Source organism: Kitasatospora sp. NPDC127111, from assembly GCF_042677465.1.
Lineage (GTDB): Bacteria > Actinomycetota > Actinomycetes > Streptomycetales > Streptomycetaceae > Kitasatospora.
Map to the genome: position 1 here is coordinate 28,500 of NZ_JBHXTG010000012.1, position 17,858 is coordinate 46,357.

General features: G+C 75.5%; 15 protein-coding genes and 2 pseudogenes. 9 read left to right on the forward strand and 8 right to left on the reverse strand.

The window, feature by feature from the left end; genetic code table 11:
- Positions 1–38 precede the first annotated feature (38 nt).
- Positions 39–1,214, forward strand: a complete 1,176-nt coding sequence (locus ACFVHB_RS10590; protein WP_380318304.1) for a PP2C family protein-serine/threonine phosphatase — start codon at positions 39–41, stop codon at positions 1,212–1,214.
- Positions 1,215–1,238: 24 nt separating this feature from the next.
- Here the strand turns inward: ACFVHB_RS10590 and ACFVHB_RS10595 are convergent, their stop codons facing one another.
- Positions 1,239–2,654 carry an ABC transporter substrate-binding protein gene (locus ACFVHB_RS10595; RefSeq protein ID WP_380318307.1) on the reverse strand — a complete coding sequence of 472 codons (1,416 nt, stop codon included), beginning with the start codon at positions 2,652–2,654 and terminating at the stop codon, positions 1,239–1,241.
- Complete coding sequence (locus ACFVHB_RS10600) at positions 2,645–3,265, reverse strand: hypothetical protein (RefSeq protein WP_380318310.1); 621 nt, start codon at positions 3,263–3,265, stop codon at positions 2,645–2,647. The genes ACFVHB_RS10595 and ACFVHB_RS10600 overlap by 10 nt, the downstream gene beginning before the upstream one ends.
- A gap of 212 nt (positions 3,266–3,477) precedes the next feature.
- Between ACFVHB_RS10600 and ACFVHB_RS10605 the strand changes: the two genes are divergently transcribed.
- From ACFVHB_RS10605 to ACFVHB_RS10620, 4 genes are all read left to right on the forward strand, one after another.
- Positions 3,478–4,254 (forward strand): hypothetical protein, encoded by a 777-nt coding sequence (locus ACFVHB_RS10605; protein ID WP_380318313.1) that lies wholly within the window; start codon positions 3,478–3,480, stop codon positions 4,252–4,254.
- A 12-nt stretch (positions 4,255–4,266) separates the two neighbouring features.
- Positions 4,267–6,249, forward strand: coding sequence for an ABC transporter permease (locus ACFVHB_RS10610; protein ID WP_380318316.1), 1,983 nt, complete (start codon positions 4,267–4,269; stop codon positions 6,247–6,249).
- Between the two features lie 38 nt (positions 6,250–6,287).
- Entirely contained in the window at positions 6,288–7,073 is a 786-nt protein-coding gene (locus ACFVHB_RS10615) for an ABC transporter ATP-binding protein (protein WP_380318319.1), read from the forward strand.
- A 110-nt stretch (positions 7,074–7,183) separates the two neighbouring features.
- Positions 7,184–7,855 carry an ABC transporter ATP-binding protein gene (locus tag ACFVHB_RS10620; protein WP_380318322.1) on the forward strand — a complete coding sequence of 224 codons (672 nt, stop codon included), beginning with the start codon at positions 7,184–7,186 and terminating at the stop codon, positions 7,853–7,855.
- Here ACFVHB_RS10620 and ACFVHB_RS10625 read toward each other — a convergent pair.
- A complete protein-coding gene (locus ACFVHB_RS10625) occupies positions 7,800–8,219 on the reverse strand; it encodes a MerR family transcriptional regulator (RefSeq protein WP_380318616.1) in 420 nt (139 codons plus the stop codon). The two genes, ACFVHB_RS10620 and ACFVHB_RS10625, sit on opposite strands and share 56 nt — an antisense overlap.
- Positions 8,220–8,449: 230 nt before the next feature.
- On the opposite strand from ACFVHB_RS10625, the pseudogene ACFVHB_RS10630 reads away from it, so the two are divergent.
- Positions 8,450–9,282: pseudogene (locus tag ACFVHB_RS10630) on the forward strand (NAD(P)-dependent oxidoreductase).
- 50 nt (positions 9,283–9,332) lie between these two features.
- Here ACFVHB_RS10630 and ACFVHB_RS10635 read toward each other — a convergent pair.
- The 3 genes from ACFVHB_RS10635 to ACFVHB_RS10645 all read right to left on the reverse strand — a co-directional run bounded on the left by ACFVHB_RS10635 (position 9,333) and on the right by ACFVHB_RS10645 (position 12,071).
- Positions 9,333–10,133, reverse strand: a complete 801-nt coding sequence (locus ACFVHB_RS10635; protein ID WP_380318324.1) for an SDR family NAD(P)-dependent oxidoreductase — start codon at positions 10,131–10,133, stop codon at positions 9,333–9,335.
- 163 nt (positions 10,134–10,296) lie between these two features.
- The gene (locus ACFVHB_RS10640) at positions 10,297–11,454 is read right to left on the reverse strand and encodes a CU044_5270 family protein (RefSeq protein ID WP_380318327.1); all 1,158 of its coding nucleotides are present in this window, start codon (positions 11,452–11,454) and stop codon (positions 10,297–10,299) included.
- The gene (locus tag ACFVHB_RS10645) at positions 11,451–12,071 is read right to left on the reverse strand and encodes an RNA polymerase sigma factor (RefSeq protein ID WP_380318330.1); all 621 of its coding nucleotides are present in this window, start codon (positions 12,069–12,071) and stop codon (positions 11,451–11,453) included. Before ACFVHB_RS10645 ends, ACFVHB_RS10640 begins: the two co-directional genes overlap by 4 nt.
- 31 nt (positions 12,072–12,102) lie before the next feature.
- On the opposite strand from ACFVHB_RS10645, the pseudogene ACFVHB_RS10650 reads away from it, so the two are divergent.
- Positions 12,103–12,678: pseudogene (locus ACFVHB_RS10650) on the forward strand (IS5/IS1182 family transposase); the annotation flags it as partial.
- A 124-nt stretch (positions 12,679–12,802) separates the two neighbouring features.
- Positions 12,803–13,309 (forward strand): DUF6624 domain-containing protein, encoded by a 507-nt coding sequence (locus tag ACFVHB_RS10655; RefSeq protein ID WP_380318333.1) that lies wholly within the window; start codon positions 12,803–12,805, stop codon positions 13,307–13,309.
- 313 nt (positions 13,310–13,622) lie between these two features.
- On the opposite strand, the gene ACFVHB_RS10660 is transcribed toward ACFVHB_RS10655, so the two are convergent.
- The gene (locus ACFVHB_RS10660; RefSeq protein ID WP_380318336.1) at positions 13,623–14,552 is read right to left on the reverse strand and encodes an NADP-dependent oxidoreductase; all 930 of its coding nucleotides are present in this window, start codon (positions 14,550–14,552) and stop codon (positions 13,623–13,625) included.
- Positions 14,553–14,706: 154 nt separating this feature from the next.
- Here ACFVHB_RS10660 and ACFVHB_RS10665 point away from each other — a divergent pair, with 154 nt between their 5' ends.
- Positions 14,707–16,203 carry a LuxR C-terminal-related transcriptional regulator gene (locus ACFVHB_RS10665; protein WP_380318339.1) on the forward strand — a complete coding sequence of 499 codons (1,497 nt, stop codon included), beginning with the start codon at positions 14,707–14,709 and terminating at the stop codon, positions 16,201–16,203.
- A gap of 4 nt (positions 16,204–16,207) precedes the next feature.
- Here the strand turns inward: ACFVHB_RS10665 and ACFVHB_RS10670 are convergent, their stop codons facing one another.
- Positions 16,208–17,719: a glycosyltransferase family 39 protein gene (locus ACFVHB_RS10670; protein ID WP_380318342.1), complete on the reverse strand. Its 1,512-nt coding sequence runs from the start codon at positions 17,717–17,719 to the stop codon at positions 16,208–16,210.
- Positions 17,720–17,858 lie beyond the last annotated feature (139 nt).

A 17,858-nucleotide genomic window follows, 5' to 3' on the forward strand; every position in this document is an offset into this window, starting at 1 on the left:
AAGTGCGGCCCACCGCCCGAACGGTGTACAGAGGAGAGGTGCCACTTCGGCAGCGTCCCCGTGACCGCCGCCGGTCGTGGCGGCCCGGCCGCCACGCGCTGACGGTACTGCCGCTCGCACTGATCGCGGCGATCACCGTGGTCGACGTCCTCACCCCGCCGGACATCCACCTGGGTCCGCTGCTGATCGTCGCCCCCGCGATCACCGCCTCCTTCGCGGGCGCCCGGGCCACCACCGTCGTCGCCGTGCTCGCGCTCGCCGCGCTCACCGTGATCGGCATCCTGCGCGACGGCCTCACCACCGCCAACCACGAGACCCAGCTCGGCGCGCTGATCGCCGTCTCGGCGCTGATCGTCGGTCTGCGGGTGCTGCGCGACCGGCACGAGCGGGAGCTGGCACAGGTCCGCTCGGTTTCCGAGGCGGCCCAGCGCGTCCTGCTGCGCCCGCTGCCCGACCGGATCGGGCCGCTCCACCTCGCCTCCGTCTACCTGGCCGCCGAGGCCGAGGCGCAGGTCGGCGGGGACCTCTACGCGGCGGCCCGCACCACCACCGGCACCCGGCTGCTGGTCGGCGACGTCCGCGGCAAGGGCCTCTCCTCGCTCGGTGACGCGGCCCTGTTGCTGGGCGCGTTCCGGGCCGCCGCGCACCTCCACGCCGACCTGCCGGAGCTCGCCGGCTACCTGGACGGCAGCGTCTGCTGGGACCTCGCCCAGCTCGGCGAGCAGAACCGGCTGCGCCGGGCCGTCACGCCCGTGCTCGGCGAGACGGACGGCCCCGGTGTGAGCCCGGGCGCGGACGACAGCGGGGAGTCGTTCATCACCGCCGTCATCCTGGACATCCCGGACGACGGCTCGACGCTGCGCCTGATCGACTGCGGCCATCCGCCCCCGCTGCTGCTCCACGACGGCACCACCACCGCGCTCAACGCCCGCCACCCGGCGCCCCCGCTCGGGCTCGGCGAGCTGGCCCCGACCACGTACGAGGTGGAGGTGTTCCCGTTCCTGCCGGGCGACCGGCTGCTGATCTACACCGACGGCGTGATCGAGGCCCGGGACGCCGAGCGGCGCTTCTACCCGCTCACCGAGCGGGTCGCCGCCTGGCACACCGACCGGCCGGCCGCGCTGCTGCAGCACCTCCGGCGCGACCTGCTCGCCCACGTCGGCGGCCGGCTGGACGACGACGCGGCGATCGTCGTGGTCGAACGGCTCGCCTGAACCCGCCCCCACCGGCGCACCCGCTCAAGGCTTGTAGGGCAGCTGGGGCACGTCGAAGCAGTTGGTGGTCATCGACGCCACCTGGGTGACCCAGCCGCCCCGGCCGCCCTCCGCGGCGTCCTGCCAGCGGGCGGCGTCGAGGCAGGCCCGGGCGGGCCCGGTCGGCGGCGGCTGCGGCACGAAGGAGGCCGGCAGGATCAGCCCGTGCGCGTCGTACGGCTCGGCGCGTTCCATGAACCGCCCGACGCAGGCCCTGGTGAGGTCCGCCCCGCAGGAGTCCATCGCGTCGGTGAGCCACTGCGCGCCCGCCCAGCCCTCCAGCTCCCAGGCCGAGAGCAGCGGCGCGCGGTCGGGGTAGTAGCGGGCCATCGCGGCGCGGAACTCCTGCACCGCCGGGTAGCGCACGTCCTCGTAGTTGAGGCTGGACGAGGTCGCCCAGAGCACGTTGCGGCAGGTCGGCGAGGACTGGTAGTCGGTCCGGACGGTCTCGGACCAGTTCTGGACGTTGGTCACCTTCGCCGTGACCCTCACCCCGGCCTCGTCCAGCGCCCGGCAGAGCGCGGCGTTGCCACGCGTGTCCATCGCGTCGAACAGCAGCTGCGAGCCGTCGGCCCGGACGGCGGCGGCCACCGCCTGGAAGTTCGGCAGCGCGAAGTCGACCGTCTGGACCAGGACCCGGTAGCCCTCCGCCTCCAGACCGGCTTTCAGCTGGGCGGCGTAGCGGGCCGAGTCGGCCTGGTTGTAGGCGACCACGGCGGCGCTGTCGGCGCCCAGCCGTTCCTTGAAGAAACGGAACACCTCGGTGCTCTGGTAGAGCGTCCCGTTCCAGCCGACGGCGTGCCCGTCGCGCGGCGCGCTGCTGCCGTAGATGCCGTACAGGTGCGGCCAGCGCTCGTACGCCGTGCCGATCGGCTGACCGCCGACGTCCGGCACGCCCTTCTCGCTGACGTACGGGGCGCCGGCGTAGTCCAGCACGCTGCCGGAGACGAACGCGAAGACGTGCGCCTGGTCGATCAGGCGGTGCACGCAGTCCTGGTTGCCGATGCCGCTGCCGCCGTCGTCGCAGGTGACCAGTTTGACGGTGCGCCCGTGCAGGCCGCCGCGGTCGTTCAGCGCCTGGACGAAGGCCTGGGCGCCGTAGCGGGGGCCGCTGAACACCTCGCTGCCGACCGGGCTGGTCAGCGAGGTGACGATGCCGATCCGGATCTCGGTGGCGGTGACGCCGGTGTCGGAGGCGGGGTTGCCGCCCGGGGTGCTGCCCGCCGTGGCCCCCGGCGTGGGGCGGTGGCCGAAGGCGCTGTCCGGCAACCGGGTGCCGCAGCCGTCGGCGCCCGCGCCGGCGATCAGCAGGGCGGCCAGCAGGACGAGCAGCCGGACGGGCCGCCGGCGGGCGGGTGGCCCGCCGGCGGCCGGGCGTGGTGGCAGGACCGTCAGCTGCATCCGGGGATCGGGGTGCCGCTCGCGCCGCCGGCCTGGGCGAGCAGGCCGCAGAGGGTGGAGCGGGAGACCTTCCAGGTGCCGTTGTCGAGCACGGCCTGGCCGGTGGCGGCGGGCTCGACCACGGTGCCCTGGAGAGAGAGTTCGTAGGTGACGGTGGCGTCGGTCGGCGAGGTGAACGTCACTGCCGTCACCCTGGCCTTCACCTGGCCGACGCGCGGGTCCTGGGAGAAGCCCTCCAGGACGGGGAGCAGCACGTCGCCGCCTTGGAGCAGGCTGGCCTTCTCCGGGATCGGGGTGCTGGGGTCGAAGAACTTCTCCCAGTTGGCGGTGATCTCGTTCGTGGCGGTCGCCGGGTCGGCGGGCGCGGTGGCTCCGGCGCTCGGGCTGGCACCGGTGCTCGGGCTCGCGCTGGCACTGGCACTGGCGCTGGCGCTCGCCGACGCCGACGCGGAGGCCGTTCCCGAGGCCGTGGAGCTGGACTTGCCGCTGCTGCACGCGGCCACCGAGCCCGCCAGCAGCAGCGCGAGCAGCAGGCTCACCGACCGCGGGGCCGGGCCGCTTCGCCTCTGCGTGCCGCGGGTATCGCGGGTGCCGCTCTGCCTCACGTGCATGGTGTTCCTCTCGACTGCGGCGAGTGGCGTCCCTGCGACCCGCGCTCTGCTGCGACCCGCTCCGCCGATGTCCGGATGCTGTTCCAGGCCGATCCTGGAAATGTCGCAAGTGACACCATGAAGGCGGATCCATGGACGAATCGCAATCCGAGGCCGAAATCGGGCGTTCCGGCGCGCGGCGGACGGGCGGCGCTGGGCCGCGGATGCCCGTGTTGCGGCGCCCCGCGGCGCGGGCGGCGCGGACGGTCCGGGACGCGCGCGAATGGGCCGGCTGGCTCATCGCGGCCGCCGGGGCCGCCCTCTGCGTGCTCGGCTGGTACGGGGTCTCCGGCGAGAGCTTCGCCGAGCAGCAGATCCCCTACCTGGCCTCGTCCACCATCCCGGGTGCGGCGCTGATCGTGGCGGGCGTCGTGCTGGTCGCACTGCGCCCGTCCGACCGCACCCGCGGCCCGACGGGGCCATCCGAGGAGGCTGACCTGACGAGCCGGCGGGTCGAGCGGCTCTACGCGCTGCTGGTCGAGCCCGAGGAGCACGGGCGCGTCGGGAACGGACCCGGAGGGAACGGGCCGGACGAGAGCGGACCCGGCGGGAACGGGCCCCCGGAGAGCGGACCCGGAGGGAACGGGCCGGACGAGAGCGGGCCCGGCGAGCGCGCGGCGGACCGTACCGGGCCGGGCGGGACCAGGGCCGCGCCAGGCCGGACCGGGGCGGCCGACGTCGGCGCGGACGACGAACCGGCGGGCGCCTCCGGCCCGCTCGCCGTGCCCGGGGGCACCCTGTACCACCGGCCGGACTGCCCGCTGGTGACCGGCAAGCCCGACGCCCGCCCGGTGGACGCCGCCACCGTGCGGGCGCGCGGGCTCACCGCCTGCCGGCTCTGCGAACCCGGCCCGCCACCCGGCCCACCACCCGCCCCACCCGCCGACGCCGAAGGGCCCGCCGCCCCACCCAGCACCCGTCCGGGCGACACCGCCCCGCCGGCCGACTGAGGCGGCGCTCCCGTGCCGGACGCCCTCGCCCCCGACTCCCTCGGCCTCACCATCGACCTCGCGCTCGCCGGCCTCACCGTGGGCAGCGCCGCCGCGCTCAGCGGCATCGGCCTGGTGGTGTGCCACCGTGCCACCGGCGTGCTCAACCTCGCCCAGGGAGCGCAGGCGATGCTGGTCGCCTACCTGCTGCGCGACCTCGTCGTGGTGCGGAACTGGCCGGTCTGGCCGGCCGTCGCGTGCTGCCTGCTGCTGGTCGCGCCCGCGCTCGGGGTGGTGCTGGACGCCCTGGTGTACCGGCCGTTGCAGCGGCGCGGAGCCGGACCGGCCGAGACGATGGTGGCCGGCATCGGCGTCTTCGTGCTGCTCATCGGGGTGGTGGTGCTGGTCTGGGGCAGCGCCCCGCTGGGCGGCGCGCCGTCCCCGTTCGGCGGCGATCCGATCGAGCTGCCGGGGGGGCACAGCCTGCGGCCGGACACGGTCGCACAGCTCACCGCCATCCTGGTGCTCGCGCTGACGGTGGCCGCCGTCACCCGCTTCACCCGGTTCGGCCTCCACCTGCGCGCCGTCGTGGACGACCGCCGGCTCGCCCGGCTGGCCGGCGTGGACGCCGACCGGGTGTCCGCGGCGGGCTGGGCGTTCGGCTCGTTCACGGCCGGCCTGGTCGGCGTCGCGCTCGCCCCGTACCTGCTGCTCGACCCGTACGGGCTGCCGCTGCTGGTGATGGAGACGATGGCGGTCGCCGTGGCGGCGCGGCTGCGCAGCATCCCGGTGGCGGTGGCGGTCGGCCTCGGCCTCGGGATCGCCCAGGCCGAGCTGACCCGGCTGCGCCCGTCCGGCCAGCTGCTGCCGCTGGTGCAGGCGGTGCAGGCCAACCTGTTCGTGGTGGCGCTGCTGGCCACCGCGCTGCTGGCCGGTTCCCGGATCGCCGGCGAGCGGCGCGACCGCACCCCGCTGGTCGCCCGTCGGACGCCCGGCGGCGGCCGCGCGGCCCGGGCCGTGTGCCTGGTGCTGCTCCTGCTGCCGCTCGGCTTCCGCGGCAACGACCTGCGCAGCGCGCTGCTGGTGCCGGCGCTGGCGCTCGTCCTGCTCTCCGTCGTGGTGGTGACCGGCTACGGCGGGCAGATCTCGCTCGGCCAGGCCGGGTACGCGGGGCTGGGCGCGCTGGGGACGGCGCTGCTGATGTCGGGGCGGATCCCCGGCGTACCGGCGCTGCCCGCCGCTCCCGCGCTGCTGTTCGCGGTCCTGGTGACCGCGCCGCTCGGGCTGCTCACCGGCTGGCCGGCGATCCGGCGGCGCGGGCTGGCGCTGGCCCTGGTCACCTTCGCGGTCGGCACGGCGATGAGCCGCTTCGTCTTCCAGCAGCCGTACGCGACCACCGGGCTGACGCTGGACCGGCCCGCCTTCCTGGCCGGCGACCGGGCCTACTACCTGGCCGAACTACTGCTGCTCGGGTTGGGCCTGGTGGTGGTGCACGGGCTGCACCGGGGGCGGCTCGGCCGGGCGCTGACGGCGATGCGCGACCACGAGCCGGGCGCGGTCGCGGCGGGGGTGGACGTACCGGGGCTGAAGCTGTTCGCGTTCGTGGTGGGCGCGGCGCTGGCCGCGCTCGGCGGCGGGCTGATGGGCATGGCCGGGCGCGCCTTCGACGCGGCCTCGTTCGACCCGGTGCGCGGGTTGCTCTGGTTCGCGGCGGTGGTGGTGGCCGGCGCGGACAGCGCGCTCGGGGCGGTGCTGGCCGCCGCCCTGCTGATCGGCCTGGACGCGGGCACGGTGGCCGGGGTGTCGGCGGTCGCGGTCGGCTTCCTGGCGGCGGCGATCGGCCGGCTGCCCGGCGGGTTGGCGGGCGTGGTGGCCCGGCTGCCGCTCCGCCGTCCGCCGGAACCGCCCTCGCCGCCCCCGCCGCTCCCGCCGGGCCGGCTCAGCCCGGCGGGGCTGCGCGCCCGCACCCTGATCGCGGCCCGCCGGGGCGGGCCGTCCCGGGAGGCGGCGCCGTGAACCGCGCGGGTCGGGCCGCGCATCGCGCGGGCGGGGCCGTGACGCACACCGCCGGCGGCCGGGCCCGGCTGACGGCGCGGGGGCTGGTGCGCCGGTACGGCGGGATCGAGGCGGTCGCCGGGGTGGACCTGACCGCGCCGCCGGGGCGGATCACCGCGCTCATCGGGCCGAACGGCGCCGGGAAGAGCACCCTGTTCGACTGCCTGGCCGGGACGGCCCGCCCGGACGCCGGCCACGTGCTGCTCGGCGGCCGCGACGTCACCCGGCTGCCCGCGCACACCCGGGTCCGGCTCGGCCTGGCCCGCACGTTCCAGCAGATCGCCGTCTTTCCGACCCTGCCGGTGGCGGACAACGTCCGGATCGGCGCCGAACAGCAGCGCGGCCGCCACCCGGACACCCGGGCCGTGGACGCGGCGACCGCGCGCGCCCTGGCCCTGTTCGGCCTCCAGGACGTCGCGGCGCAGCCGGCCGGGGACCAGCCGACCGGGGTGCTGCGCCTGGTGGAGCTGGCCCGTGCGCTGGCGGGGGATCCGCGCGTCCTGCTGCTGGACGAACCGGCGGCCGGCCTGGACGCGGCGCAGACCGCCCGGCTGGTCTCCGTGCTGCGCGGCCTGGCCGACCGGGGCATGGCGCTGCTGCTGGTCGAGCACGACCCCGACCTGGTCCGTGAGCTCGCCGACACCGTGTACGTGATGGCGGGCGGCCGGGTGGTGGCCCGGGGTCCGGTCGGCGGCGTCCTCGGTGACGCCCGGGTGGCCCGGCTGTGGGGCGAGGCGGCGGGGGCGGGTGACGGGAGGGGGCGGCGGCCGGCGGGTGACAGCTGACAAATGACAGATAACAGACGACAGATAACAGATGACAACTTTCAACTTTCAGATTTCCACTTCTGTTCGCGCCCGTCCGTCGGCGCGCGCTCCCCGGAGGTGAGCCGTCGATGACCGTCGAAGCCGCACTGCACGGCGTCCGGGTGCGGTACGGCCCGCTGGAGGCCCTGCACGGCGTGGACCTGGCGTTCCCGGCCGGTGCGGTCACCGTGCTGCTCGGCCGCAACGGCTCCGGGCGGACGAGTGCGCTGCACGCGCTGGCGGGCCTGGTCCGCCCGGTCGCCGGGCGGGTGACCTGGCGGGGGCGGGATGTCACGGCGCTCGGCGCGCACCAGCGGGTCCGGCTGGGCCTGGCCCTGGTGCCGGCCGAGCGGGCGGTGTTCGGCTCGCTGACGGTGGCCGAGAACCTCGGCCTGGGGGGCGCGACGGCCGGGGAGGCGCTCGGGCTCTTCCCCGAGCTGTCGGCCCTGCTGCCCCGGCAGGCCGGCACGCTCTCCGGCGGACAGCAGCAACTCGTCGCCATCGCCCGGGCGTTGACCTCGAATCCGCGCCTCCTGCTGCTCGACGAGCCGGACCGGGGGCTGGCGCCCGCCGTCACCGCGCGGCTGCACGCGCACCTGCTGGCCACGGCCGCCGCCGAGGGCCGGACCGTCGTCCTGACCGCGCAGTCGCTGCCCCGCGGCCTGACCGGCGCGGCCGTCGTCCACGTGCTGCACCGCGGCGAGGTCAGCTTCTCCGGGGAGCCCTCCGAGCTGAGGACGCGCCCGGCCGGGGCGTGGTGATCAGTTCGGAAGGCGCCGCGGCGGCCATGATGGTGTCCAACAGGCCACGGGCGGCGTCGAGTTCACGGATGGCCTCGGTGATCCGGTCGCGTTCGGCGGCCAGGCCGGCGAGCAGTTCGGGGCAGGTCGGCCCGGCGCGACGCTCCCCCGCGGCGGGCAGGCCCGGCAGGATCTCGGCGATCACCGTGCTGTTGAGGCCCGCCGCGAGCAGCGTGCGGATGCCGTGGACGGTGCGCACGTCGCCCTCGCCGTACTCGCGGTAGCCGCTGGGGCGGCGTTCGGGGCTGAGCAGGCCCTGTTCCTCGTAGTAGCGCAGCGCGCGGGTGCTCACCCCGGTGCGCCGGGCCAGTTCTCCGATCCGCAACCCGCTCCCCCGCTCGCCCTCGCCCACGCCCACGCCCACGCCCACGACGCTCGGCCCCGAGGCTTGCCCGCCAGGCTCTCCTCCACGGCTTGACCTTCACGTCGACGTGAAGGTCTAGCTTAATCGCCGTGACAGACTTCCGATCTTCCACATCCGCATCCGCCGCCGAATCCGAGTCCGCATCAACCAGCCCTTCCCGTACGCCGGTTACCGTGCTCGGGCTCGGCCCGATGGGCCGGTCGCTGGCCACCGCGCTGCTCGCCGGCGGCCACCCGGTCACGGTCTGGAACCGCACGCCGGGCCGGGACGCCGAGCTGCTCGCGCTCGGCGCGAAGCCCGCCGCGCGGGCCGCCGAGGCGGTGGCGGCGAGCCCGCTCGCGATCCTGTGCGTCCGCGACCACGCCGCCGCCCGGGCCGTCCTCGACGAGGCGGCCGACGCCCTCGCCGACGGCCGGACGACCGTGGTCAACGCCACCTCCGTCGCCCCCGACCAGGCCCGGGAGAGCGCCGGTTGGGCCGCCGAACGCGGTGTCCGCCTGCTCAACGCCGCGATCCTGACCCCCACCGCGACCATCGGTCGGCCGACCGGCGTGATCGTCTGCAGCGGCGACGAGGAACTGTTCCGCGCCCACCGTCAGGCCCTGGCCTCGCTCGCCGGCACGGTGAACCACCTGGGCGCCGACCCCGGCCGGGCGGCGGCCTACGACACCGCTCTGCTCGATCTCTTCTGGACCACCGTCCACGGATACCTGCACGCCCTCGCGCTGGCCGCGCCGAGGGCATCGCCGCCACCGAACTCGCCCCGTACGCTCAGGGGTTGCCGCGCATCCTGCCCGCGGTCATCGACGACTACGCCCGGCGCGTGGACGACGGCCGCCACCCGGGTGACCGGGCCAGCGTCGCCTCCGCGGCGGCCGGGTTGGCCCACGTCGCCCACACCGCCCGCGCCCGGGGCCTGGACACCGGCGTCCTCGACGCGGCGCTCGCCGTCACCGAACGGGCGGTGGCCGCCGGCCGCGGACCGGACGGGGTCTCGGCGTTGGCCGGACTCCTGGGTGGCTGACCTGGCCCGTGGGCGGCTGACCTGGCCCGCGGCGCCGCCCACGCCGTCGACTACTGCGCGAGATAGCCGCCGTCGACGGGGAGGACGGTGCCGGTGATGAAGGAGGCCTCGTCGGAGGCGAGGAAGAGGACGGCGGCGGCCACCTCCTCGGGGGCGCCGAGGCGGCCCATGGGGTGGAGCTTCTCGATCGCGGCCAGGTACTCGGGGCCGCCGGGCTCGTCCCGGAGGCGGCGGACGCGTTCGGTGGTGATGGTGCCGGGGGCGACGGCGTTGACCCGGATGCCCCGGTCGGCCCACTCGACGGCGAGGTGCTTGGTGAGGCCGGAGGCGACGAACTTGGCGGGCCCGTAGACGGCCTGGCCGCGCTGCCCGGCCTCGCCGGAGATCGAGGAGACACAGACGACGGAGCCGCCCGCGCCCCGCGGGGCGGCCATCGCCTCCACGGCGTACTTGCAGGTGAGGAACATGCCGCGGCCGTCGACGGCCATCACGTGGTCCCAGTCCTCGGCGCTCGCCTCGGTGATCTCCATCAGCGGGATCACGCCCGCGTTGGCCACCAGGACGTCGAGGCGGCCATAGCGTGCGACGGCGGCCTCGATCATCCGCCGGGCGTCCCCGTCCCGGGAGACGTCGCCGACCACCGTGGTGACGGCCTGCGGCAGCCGCTCCGCGAGCTTCCGCAGGCCGTCGACGTCGACGTCGGTCGCGACGACCGACGCCCCCTCCCGGGCGAAGCGTTCGGCCACCGCGCGGCCGATGCCGCTCGCCGCTCCCGTCACCACGCACGCCTTGCCGGCCAGCCGGCCACCCGACACGGAACCGTCCTGGGGCCATCCGCTCACCTCGGTCATGGCACCGGACTCTACCGACGGAACGTCAGATCGCCACCGAGGCACGGCCCACCGGCCGGTCCGGCGCCCCGGGGGGCTGTCCGGCAGATCCCCACCGGACAGCCCCCGGCCCCACACGCCCCGCGACGCCCCGGCCGGCCCGGGGCCGGTGCGGCCGGGCCGGTCACCCGGCCTGGGCGGGCGCCTGCTTGATCCGGTCGACCACCGCGCGGGTCATGACGGCCTGCGTGAACACGACCGTGCCCGGCTTGATCAGGCCCTGTTCGCCGGAGCTGCCCTCCACCTGGACGGTCCGCTCGCCGAGGAACGCGAGGCTCTCCCGGTCGAAGATCCACTCGGTGCGCTGCCCGGAGGTCTCGTCCAGCCGGGCGACCGCGACCCCGTGCCGGCCCGCGGCGTCGACCGCGTCGTCGACCGTGACCACGCCGGGGATCTTCGCTGCGGCCTTGTAGAGCGCGACGGTGAGGGCGGCCGGCGGGTAGCTCTCCCGCAGCAGGTCACCGATCGTGGTGAACGCCTCCTGGTCCGGGCCGCGGCCGTGGCCCTTGGTCTCCGTGTAGATCTTCGGCAGCAGCTGGTCGGGGTCGGTGGGCAGCCCGGCGAGGTAGTCGTACGTGGGTGCGTTGAGGTTCGCCGTCGGCATCGCGCCCGTCTCGGTGGGCCCCGCCAGGGTGATGCCGTCGGCGCCGGTGTTGCCGGGCTCGATCAGCCAGCCCTTGGCGCCGTCCGGGGAGTGCCAGGTCTGGCGCAGGTGCAGCTCTTCGCTGACCAGGGTGCTCTTGCCGTTGACGGTCTTCACGTACGTGGTGGCCGTCGTCGAACCGACGTAGATGAACTGGTCCTCGCGCACCGCCGGTCCGGAGACGTGAGCGGCCGCCAGGGAGATGCGGCCCAGGAGTTGCGTCGCGCCGTTGGGGTCGGCGGCGCCGATCCGGGTGGTCAGCACCGGGCCCGTGGCGATCCCCGGGCCGGAGCCGGCGCCCGTGCCGTCCTGGCTCGACAGGACGTGGACGCCGGTCGCGACCGCGCCGGCCAGGACGCAGACGGCCACGGGCAGGAGGATCGCGCGGCGCAGGAACGGGCTGCGCGGCTTCGCGGCGGGGGCGGAACGGGCAGGCGTGGCGAGGGCGGCGGGTGCGGCAGGTGTGGCGGGGGCGGCGGTGGTGGCGTCGGCGGGTCGGAGGTCGTCGCGGATCCGGGCCATGAGGCGCTCCTTGTGGAACTGGTGGCGGCCCGCCGGTAGCTCGCGCTCCGCGGACGGCAGGAGGTGCTTGGTCTCCTCCCACGCGGCCGGGTGAGGCTGCGAAAGCTTGCCGTTCATCGGATTCCTTCCTTTGCGGGCCGGACCGCGTTCGCGCGGTCGCCATAGGTCTGTCGGGGGCGGTCGGCGGGTTCCCGTCGGTTCGTCCTCAGTTCGGCATCGGCGAGTTTGCGCAGTTTCGTGCGGGCCCGGGACAGCCGCGAGCGGACGGTGCCGACCGGGATGCCCAGGACCTGGGCGGCCTCGCTGTACTCAAGGCCCTCCAGGCACAGCAGGAGCACCTCACGCTCGGGCCGCCGCAGCGCGCTCAGCCGGGTCAGCGTGACCGCGATGCGCCGCCGGTCGTCGAGCCGGCCGGCCACCTCGTCGGCGTGGTCGGGCACCGGGGCCACCGCCGCGGCCGCCGCATTGGCCGCGTCCCGGTAGCGCCGGTTGCTGCGGCAGTGGTTGCGGGCCAGGTTGGTGGCGATGCCCAGCAGCCACGGCCGGAGCGAGCCGCCCTCGGGGTCCACCCGTTCGCGCAGCCGCCACGCCTCCATGAAGACCGCCGACATGACGTCCTCGGCGACGGACCAGTCCCCGGTCAGCCGGAAGGCGTGGTTGTAGACGGTGCGTGCGTAGCCGTCGAAGAGCTCCGCGAAGACGTCAGGGTCCCCGGACCGCACCCGGGTTCGCATTTCTGTGGTCACTCCTGTCGGCTGTCCGGCACCACGGGCGGGTTCCCGTGGCGCGCGTCACAGTCGCCGCCCCCGGTGGGCGCCCCTCCGGCCCAGCCCGGCCCGGCCCGCCACCGCCTGCGCCTCCGCCATCCTTCAGGCCGTGCTGGCCGACGCCGACGCTCAGGCGCGAGTGGACTGGAGCATGGTCAGCATCGACTCGACCTCGTGCCGAGCTCACCAGCACGCAGCCGGGGCTCCGCACAGAGCACCACGGATCCCGAAAAAGATCAACGCCTCGGCAGCATCGCCCCGACGAGGGACTCGGACGCTCCCGGGTCGGACTGACGAGCAAGATCCATCTCGCCGGGGAAGGCGGCTGTCGGCCGCTGGCTCTACTGATCACGCCGGGCCAGTGGGGTGACAGTCCCCAGCTGATCCCCGTGCTGGAGCGCACGGTGGTCGGCCCGCGGGCTTCGACAAGGAGATGTACAGGCGCCGCAATGAAGGCGAGCGCACGATCAATCGGTTGAAGCACTTCCGCGCCGTTGCGACGCGCTTCGACAAACGGGCTTACGTCTTCCACGGGACGGTCGGCGTTGCGTCGATCCGGCTCTGGCTCCGGTGAGTAGATCAAGTATCCCAAGATCGGGACGGGTCTGTCACCGTCCCACGGGAGGAGATTTTGTCGTGATTTGCACCCCTAAGGTTGCGGATGACCAGCGAGAACTTCGATCTGACTTGGAGCCGGGATGGCATCTGACATCGCCGCAGTGGCTGCGGAGCTCAACAGGATGGTTGCGGCAGATCACCAGGCCGCGCGCCATGCGAACAGCGAAGACCCGGCGGAGCAGTTGGCCTGGCGGCGCTTGACCGCGCAGCACGCGGACCGTCTCAGCGCGATCATGGACGCGCATGGATGGCCGACCGCGGAGTTGGTCGGTGAGGACGCGGCCCGGGCCGCGTGGCTGATCGCGCAGCACGCCGACCGGCAGCTCGACGTTCAGCGGCGCGCACTGCGGCTGATGGAGCAGGCGGTGGCCGACGGCGCCGCCAGCCCGCGAGATCTTGCCTTCCTGCGGGATCGCACCCTTGTGAACGAAGGGAGGAAGCAGATCTACGGAACGCAGATCGCCGCCGTGAAGGACGGCGCGCCGATCCCGTGGCCCTGCGAGGAACCCGAGCGCGTGGACGAGCGCCGTGCAGAAGTCGGAATCCCGCCGTTCACCGAGTACATCGCTCAGTTCTCCATCGCCTGAGTCACCCCGGCATCCGACGGATCACGCTCGCGCCTGATCCGCGGGACAGACCCTGGCCGAGGATGGCCCGCTCGTTCTCGGGCACGGCCCCGGACGCCGTCTCCTCCACAGCCGCCGGCGCCGGAGTGCGCACCGCGGCGACCAGTCGGGAGTCGACCGCCGGCATCGAACTGACCGCGCGCTCCGGGGCGTTGATCCGCTCGGCCCCGGGCGCCCGTATCAACCGATCGGTTGATACGGGCGCCGCAGGCCCCCCTGCGTCCCCGGCGGCCCCCCTGCGTCCCCGGCGGCCCCCCTCCGCCCGCCGCCGTGGTCAGCCGACCGTGAGGACGATCTTGCCCCGCAGGTGCCCGCGCTCGCTCTCGCGCTGCGCCTCGGCCGCCTCCGCCAGCGGGTACACCCTGTGCAGCGGCAGCCGGAGGGTGCCCGCCTCGTGCAGTGCGAGGGCGCTCGCCAGGGCGGGGGCGTGGTACTCGGCGACCTCGGAGCCGCCGGTGAAGCGCACCCCGTGCTCGGCCGCGCCCGCGAAGTCGGCGATGGTCAGCACGTGCTCGGCGCCGCCGGTCAGCTCGATCGAGTACGGCAGGACGTCGCCCTGGCCGGCCGCGTCCAGCACCTTGTCCACGCCCTCCGGCGCGGCGGCCCGCACCCGCTCGGCCAGGCCGTCTCCGTAGGCGACGGGCGTCGCGCCGAGCTCGCGCAGGTGGGCGTGGTTGGCCTCGCTCGCGGTGCCGACGACCCGGATCCCGCGCGAGCGGGCGAACTGCAGCAGCACCGTGCCGACGCCGCCGGCCGCGCCGTGCACCAACAGGGTCTGGCCCTCGGTGACGCCCAGCAGGTCCAGCGAGCGCCAGGCCGTCTCGGCCGCCACCGGGATCGCCGCGGCCTCCTCCCAGCCGAGCGTGGCGGGCTTGCGGGCCAGCTTGCCGGCGTCCACCACCGCGTGCTCGGCGTACCCGCCGCCGAGGCTCAGGCCGAACACCTCGTCACCGGCCTGCCACTCGGTGACGCCCTCGCCGACCGCCTCGACCACGCCGGCCACCTCGGAGCCGGCGACGTACGGGAAGGTGAGCGGGAAGAGCGCGGTCAGCGCGCCGTTGCGCAGCTTGTGGTCCAGCGGGTTGACGCCCGCGGCGCGGACGGCGACCAGCACCTGGCCCGGGCCGGGGGCGGGCAGGTCGAGGTCGAGCGGACGCAGCACGTCCGGGCCGCCGTACTCGGAGAAGCCGATGGCCTTGGTCATGGGTATCCCACCGTTCTTGGTGTCAGGGGAGGTTCGTCGTGGTGACGGTTCCAGCCTGGTGGCCCGTCGGGCGGTCACCGGCCCGCCGTTCGGCCGGTTCCACCTGTCCGAACGGCCAGGCCGGGGCGGGGCCCGCCCGGCTAGGCTCGACGGCATGACGAGCGAGGTGGCGGACCACATGGCCGACGGGACGGCGGACGGGCTGCCGGACGCGACGGCCGAGGACGCGGCGAGGCACGCGAAGGGCACGCCGGAGGAGCACCCCCGCCGGACGCACCCCGACCAGACGCGTCCCGACCAGACGCGTCCCGACCAGACGCGTCCCGGCCGGACGCGTCCCGACTCGGAGCTCCCCGGCTGGGAGCGCCCCGAGGACGCGCTGGCGCGGGCCGTCGAGGTGCTGCGCACGCCCCGGCCGGCCATCCTGCCGCGGTTGTCCGCGACCCTCGCCGGTCTCGTCCCGCACACCGCGGTCGCGCAGCTCAGCGGCGTCTGCACCTATTCGCCCACCAACGCCCACGGCGCCGCCGACCTGGCCGGGCGGATCACCAGCCTGGAGCTGGCCGACCTGGCGGGTGCCGTGGAGCCAGGCCGCCCGTGGCAGGGCGAGGCGGTCCTGGCGGGCCGGCCGCGGCCGGCCGTGGCGGTGGCCTCGGCGCCGGCCGGGAGCAACGGCGCGCTGCTGGTGCTGGTCCGCGAGCACGGCACGCCGCTGCCCGCGCGGCCGCTCGCCGTCCTCCAGCAGTTCTGGGAGCTGGTCACCACCCACTCCCACCACCGCGCCGTCGACGCGGCCCCCGTGCACGCGGCCGCCTCCCGCGCCTCGGCGGGCGCCCGGGGCCGCGCCATCGCCGAGCTGAGCGGCGCGCACGCCTCGGCGCTCACCGCGATCCTCGCCCCGCTGCGCTCGGCCGCCCTGGACGACGCGACCGCCCGCCGCAGCGCCACCGAACTCGCCGTGGACGCCCTGCTGGGGCTGCGCGCGGGCGCCGACCTCGACCGGGAGCTGAGCGAGGAGCCCGCCGCCACCGCCTTCGCCCGGCTGGCCGACGAACTGCGCCCGTTGCTGCGGCACAGCCCCGTCCGGCTCGACCTGCTGGCGCCTTCGGCCGGTGACCGTTCCGTTCCCGCCGACACCGCGCACACCGCCCGGGCCGCCGTCCGCTCCGCCGTGCTCACCATGCTGGAGCAGGATGACCTCACGCGCCTGCACGTGAGTTGGCAGTTCGCCGGGGACGCGCTGCGGGCCGTCGTCCGGGACGACGGGCCCGGCCTGCTGGCCCCCGACGCGCTGGCCGTCCACCGGACGACCGACCGGGTCGCCGCGCTGGCCGGCCGGCTGACCGTCGACGCCGTCCCCGGCTGGGGCACCACCGTCACCGTCGACCTGCCGCTCGAACTGCCGGCGGCGCCGGTCGCCCAGGATCCGCTGGAGGGGCTGCAGCCACGGGAGTTGGAGGTCCTCGACCAGCTCGCCCAGGGCCGCCGCAACCGCGACATCGCCCGGGCGCTGCACATCAGCGAGTCCACGGTGAAGTTCCATGTCGCCAACATCCTGGCCAAGTTGGGCGTCGCCTCACGCGGCGAGGCGGCCGCCCTGGCCCACCGGGCCGGCCTGCCTTCCGCTCCCGCCCTGTTCGCGGCGTCGTGAGTCGTCAGTAGTAGTGCCGTAGTTGGGGCCAGAGCACCGACCAGGGCGCGGTGGTGCCGGCGCAGAGCAGGACGGGGGCGTGCTGCTCCTGGTTCGGCACGCCGTGGCCGTTGTCGACGCGGGCGACCACCCGGCAGCCGGTGAAGTGGCGTTCCACCGCCGGGTACTCGTCGGGGTGGATCAGCAGGACGGGGCCGTTCGAGCCGTCCGGCGGCGGGCCCCAGTCGGCGAGGCTCATGTGCCCGGAGTACGGGCCCGGCAGGCCGAGGGCCGGCCCGTACCGGGCGAGTGCGCCCGCCTCGCCGTAGTTGGAGACGAAGACCACCGCCCGGTCGCGCTGGTCGGCCGGGACCGCCGACCAGCCCTCGGCGGCCGCCGCGGCCAGTTCGGGCCAGCCGATCTGCTCGCCCTGCTCCTGGTAGATCCAGGTCACCGCGGGCGTCAGCCGGGCCGGGAGCACCGGCAGGGTGATCACCACGTTGACCGCCGCGGCGAGCGCCAGCCGGCGCGCGAGCACCGCCCGTCGGCGCCGCGGGTCGGGCCGGGCCGCCAGCCGCCGCACGAGCGGCTCGCAGCCGGCGGCCACCAGCACGAACAGCAGTGGGAACGCGTAGTACGGCTTGCCGCCGCCGGCGATCACCAGCGCGCAGAGCACGGGGTAGGCGACGGCGAAGGCCTTCGCCCAGCGCAGCGCGGGGTCGCGGAGCAGCCGCCGGAAGCCCGCGACCCAGACCGGGACGAGCACCGGGGACAGGTACAGGATCTGCATCGGCACGAACATCAGCCGGTTGTCGGCGCCGTCCTTGTCGCTGATCCCCCCGGCCACGGTGAGCTGGGGCCAGCCGTGCGCGGCCTGCCACCACAGGTTCGGCAGCCCGACGAGCAGCGCCACGGCCGCCCCCGCCACCGGCCACCAGCCGCGCAGCACCCGTCGGGGCCCGACCACCAGCACGGCGGGGAGCACGGCCGCGGCGAGCAGCGGCACGAGGTCCTTGTTCAGCAGCGCCGCCCCGGTCGCCGCGCCGACCGCGGGCCACCAGCGGCCGTCACCGGTGCGCAGCAGCCGTAGCGCGAGCAGGCAGACCGTCAGCCAGGCGACCAGGTCGAAGGTGCTGGTGTTCAGCAGGTGGCCGATCGCCAGGACGAACGCCGAGGCCGCCGCGCAGCAGGCGGCGAGCAGCTGGCCGCGCCGGCCGGAGCCCAACTCCCGCGCCAGCAGCGCCACCAGGGTGATGGTGGCGGCGGCCATCAGCGCCGGGACGACCCGCAGGCCGGTCGGGCCGTCGCCGAACAGTGCCGTCGACGCCCGCCCGAGCAGCGGGGTCAGCGGCGGCTGGTCGACGTAGCCCCAGGCGGGGTGGTGCCCGGCGATCAGGAAGTACAGCTCGTCGCGGTGGTAGCCGTAGCGGCCCGCGAGCAGGATCAGCAGCGCGGCCACGCCGCCGGCGACCCCGGCCACGGGCTTCGCCGCGAACGGGCTCAGCGCGGGCGGCCCCTGGGCGGGCGGCCCCTGCACGGGCGGTTCCGCCGTCAGCGGTTCCGCCGTAGAGGCTTCCGCGGTACGTGGTTCCGCCGCGACCGCTTCCGCCGTGAGCGGTTCCGCCGCGACCGCTTCCGCCGCGACCGCTTCCGCCGTCAGTGGTTCCGTCAGCCGT

Bases quoted from the DNA above. Each gene is read 5' to 3' on its own strand.
- ACFVHB_RS10595 (WP_380318307.1), bottom strand. From the start codon at position 2,654: ATGCAGCTGACGGTCCTGCCACCACGCCCGGCCGCCGGCGGGCCACCC.
- ACFVHB_RS10600 (WP_380318310.1), bottom strand. From the start codon at position 3,265: ATGCACGTGAGGCAGAGCGGCACCCGCGATACCCGCGGCACGCAGAGG.
- ACFVHB_RS10620 (WP_380318322.1), top strand. From the start codon at position 7,184: ATGACCGTCGAAGCCGCACTGCACGGCGTCCGGGTGCGGTACGGCCCG.
- ACFVHB_RS10635 (WP_380318324.1), bottom strand. From the start codon at position 10,133: ATGACCGAGGTGAGCGGATGGCCCCAGGACGGTTCCGTGTCGGGTGGC.
- ACFVHB_RS10640 (WP_380318327.1), bottom strand. From the start codon at position 11,454: ATGAACGGCAAGCTTTCGCAGCCTCACCCGGCCGCGTGGGAGGAGACC.
- ACFVHB_RS10645 (WP_380318330.1), bottom strand. From the start codon at position 12,071: ATGCGAACCCGGGTGCGGTCCGGGGACCCTGACGTCTTCGCGGAGCTC.
- ACFVHB_RS10655 (WP_380318333.1), top strand. From the start codon at position 12,803: ATGGCATCTGACATCGCCGCAGTGGCTGCGGAGCTCAACAGGATGGTT.
- ACFVHB_RS10660 (WP_380318336.1), bottom strand. From the start codon at position 14,552: ATGACCAAGGCCATCGGCTTCTCCGAGTACGGCGGCCCGGACGTGCTG.
- ACFVHB_RS10665 (WP_380318339.1), top strand. From the start codon at position 14,707: ATGACGAGCGAGGTGGCGGACCACATGGCCGACGGGACGGCGGACGGG.